Source organism: Mesorhizobium sp. M7A.F.Ca.CA.003.01.2.1 (assembly GCF_003998945.1).
Taxonomy (GTDB): Bacteria; Pseudomonadota; Alphaproteobacteria; order Rhizobiales; family Rhizobiaceae; genus Mesorhizobium; species Mesorhizobium ciceri.
The window spans coordinates 1-2,976 of the sequence record NZ_RZRA01000731.1 but is presented as its reverse complement, the minus strand read 5'-3'; the positions used below and the strand labels follow the sequence as shown (position 1 = coordinate 2,976).

1 protein-coding gene is annotated in these 2,976 nt (G+C 63.6%); it reads right to left on the bottom strand.

Going from position 1 to position 2,976, the window contains the following annotated elements; translation table 11 throughout:
* On the bottom strand, positions 1 to 2,976 hold a 2,976-nt coding region (locus EN969_RS24535), incomplete at both ends, for a response regulator (protein WP_127419465.1).

The following is a 2,976-nucleotide window of genomic DNA, read 5'->3' as shown; positions in this document are numbered from 1 at the left end:
TTCTCGAGCAGCGCCCGGGGACTGATCGGCTTGGGCAGATAGTCGTCCATGCCTGCCTCCAGGCAGCGCTCGCGGTCGCCCTTCAGCGCATGCGCGGTGACGCCGACGATCGGCACATGCGTGCCGGTTTCTTCCTCCAGCCGGCGAATGGCGGCGGTCGCTTCGAGACCGTTCATCTCCGGCATGGAGACATCCATCAGGATCATGCACGGGTTGAGCCGGCCGAAGGCATCGAGCGCCTTGCGGCCATTGCCGACGATCTCGAAACCATAACCGGTCTCGCCGAGAATCTGGGTGAACACCATCTGGTTTACCTCATTGTCCTCGGCCACCAGTATGTCCAGCCTGTCGCCACCAGCCGCCACCGGTGGCCGGGGGCGAATCGAAGGCGGCTGCAGCAGCGCCCGCTGTTCGGACGGTGCCGAGGGCTGCGGCCGCGTCACATTGCTCGCAGCGACGTCGGCCGCGAGCGGCTGCGCGTCGCTGCCGCCAGTGTTGTGGCGATGCCGCTGGATGGTGGCGACCAGCGTTTCCAGCAGCACCGAAGAGCGCGCCGGCTTGATCAACTGGGCATCGATGCCGAGATCGCGATAGCTGGTGTTGGCGAGCGACTGGTCGACCGAGGTCAGCATGATGATCGGCGTTCCGGCAAGGCCAGCGGTGTTGCGCACGATCCGCGCCATTTCGGCGCCGCTCATTTCAGGCATCTGGTAGTCGAGCACGACGCAATCGACCGGCACGCCATAGGCGGCTGCGGCGATCAGCACCTTGAGGCCTTCGGCGCCGCTTTCGGCCGCGCAGGAATCGAACGTCCATGATGTCATCTGCTCGGTCAGGATCGCCCTGTTGACGGCATTGTCGTCGACGATCAGGACACGCGCGCCGGTCACGTCGATCGGCATGATGCGTTGCCCGTTTTGCTGTCCGGCCCTCGGCAGCGTCACCGAGAACCAGAACGTCGAACCCTTGCCTTCGGCGCTTTCGACCCCGATGTCGCCGCCCATCAGCTCGACGAGCCGCGAGGTGATGGCGAGGCCGAGGCCGGTCCCCTCGTGCCGCCGCGTCGATGAAGTGTCGACCTGGCTGAATTTCTCGAAGACCAGTTTCAGTTTTTCCTCGGGGATACCGATGCCCGTATCGGTGACCGAAATGGTGAGCTTCGTTCCGGCTGGAACCCTCTCGCCGGTGACGTCGACCAGCACATGGCCCTCATCGGTGAATTTCACCGCATTGCCGAGCAGGTTGGTGACGATCTGCCTGATGCGGCCGACATCGCCGATGAATAGGCTCTCGAGCCGAGGCTCGACACGTACGATCAGCTCGAGGTCCTTCTCCTTGGCGCGCGTCGACACCAGCGTCGCCACGTCCTCGATCGCCTCGGCCAGATTGAAGGGCGCCGGATCGAGCACCAACTGACCGGCATCGATCTTGGAGAAATCCAGTATGTCGTTGATGATGGTGAGCAGCGCATTGCCCGACTTCACGATGATGTCGGTAAACGTCTTCTGCTTCGGGTCGAGGTCCGATTTGGCCAGCAGTTCGGCCATGCCGAGCACGCCGTTCATCGGCGTGCGTATCTCATGGCTCATATTGGCGAGGAATTCCGACTTGGCGCGGTCGGCGAGCACGGCGCGCTGACGCGCCTCGCGCAGTTCGGCCTCCCGCATCTTCAGCTCGGTGATGTCGGTGGTCGAGCCGATCAGGTAGAGCGAACCGTCGGAGGCGATCATCGCGCCTTTGCGGGCGAATTGATGCCTGACGCTGCCGTCGGCCAGCGTGACCGTCTCTTCGACCTCCTGAGTTTCGCCGGTGCGCAGCACGGCGAGGTCGCCATTGACGAAGGCCTCGCCATCCGGCCCGAAAATCTCGATGTCGGTCTTGCCGATGGCCTCTTCCTTGCTGAAGCCCGTCAGATCGCACCAACCCTTGTTGACATAGAACTGCCTGAGATCGGAGCGCTTGGCGTAGATCGATACCGGCACATTGTCGATCAGGCTGCGGAACACCTCGTTCTCGCGCATGCTTTCTTCCAGCGCACGCTCGCGTGCCTTGACGTCGGTGATGTCGGTGCTCGAACCGACCAGATGCACCGACCCGTCCAGCGCCACCAGGCGGCTCTTGCGGGTCATCAACTGCCGAACCGTGCCGTCGCGATGGGTGACGGGTTCCTCGACCTCCTTGACGACGCCCGTCACGGCGACTTGCGTGTCGTCATGGCTGTAGCCATCCGCGTCCTGCGCGCCGAACAACTGCCGGTCGGTGCGGCCGATGACATCCTCCTTGGCCAAGCCGGTGATCGCGCACCAGGCCTTGTTGACGAATTCGATGCTCAGGTCCTGCGCCTTGATGAAGGCGGCCACCGGCAACTCGTCCATCACATGCCGGAACAGGTCGATCTGGCGCATGGAATCGCGCAATGCCGCCTCGCGGCTCTTGATCTCGGAGATGTCGACGCGAACGCCGATGAAGGTGCCGTCGTCGGTCCGCATGTCGTAGACCTGATACCAGCGGCCATCGGGATTGTGACGCTCGTAGGAGGAACTGGGCAAGCGGTAGCGGGCGAGGATCGCGTCCAGCCAGCGGTCATGATCGCTGTCGTAGAGCTGGTCGATTTGCGGATCGCCGCTGCTGCGGAAATAGCCGTTCGCATGACCCAGCACGAGTGCTTCGCGGAATGTACAGCCGGGCTGCCACGCCGGCTTCAAGGCCGGCAGCGTATCCTGGATCTTGCGGTTGGCGAAAACGAACCTGTCGTCGCGATCGTAGATGATCACGGCGGCCGGCAAGGATTCCAGCACGCTGGCGAGATGCTTGCGTGCGTCCTGCGCCTCCGTCTCGCGGCGCTTCATGTCGGAAATGTCGAACAGGAAGCCGGCAACGTAGTTGCGGCCGCTGGCCATGCCGACGCGGCTCTTCCGGACGATGCGCGAGCGGCAGGCGCCATCGGCCTCGAAATTCTCTTCCACTTCGTACGGC